Source organism: Pseudomonas sp. PICF6 (genome assembly GCF_009831705.1).
GTDB lineage: Bacteria > Pseudomonadota > Gammaproteobacteria > Pseudomonadales > Pseudomonadaceae > Aquipseudomonas > Aquipseudomonas rhizophila.
This window is the reverse complement of sequence record NZ_WUUD01000017.1, coordinates 137,415-137,826: the sequence shown is the minus strand read 5'-3', so window position 1 is coordinate 137,826 and position 412 is coordinate 137,415. Positions and strand designations below refer to the sequence as shown.

Sequence of the window (412 nt, the reverse complement as noted above, 5' to 3'; positions counted from 1 at the left end):
ATGAGCCGGCCATTGCTGTCGCGACTGGCCGGGGTCAGCAGTTGCAGTTCACTGTCGGCGATCACCTCGGAAAACGGCCGATGGGCCGCCACTGGCGCCAGACCGCTGAGTTCCAGGAAGCGACGATTCCACAACTCCAGCACACCCTGGGCATTGACCATGGCCACGCCCTGGGAAAGGTTGTCCACGGCCCGTTGCAACAAGTGCGATTTCTGCGCGATGGCCTGTTCGCGACGCACGGTTTCACTGAGTTTGACGTCGGTGATGTCGGTAAACAGAATCACTCGACCGCCTTCCTGGGTTGGTCGTTCGCTGACTTGCAGCCAGCGCCCGTTCTGCAAGCGGTAAAGCATATGCTCGTCGGCCTGGCCACGCGGTTCTTCGCTGAACAACCCGTTGGCGGTCATCAGTC

General features: G+C 60.9%; 1 pseudogene. It reads right to left on the bottom strand.

The window, feature by feature from the left end:
- Positions 1-412, bottom strand: a pseudogene (locus GSM73_RS27190) (PAS-domain containing protein); the annotation flags it as partial.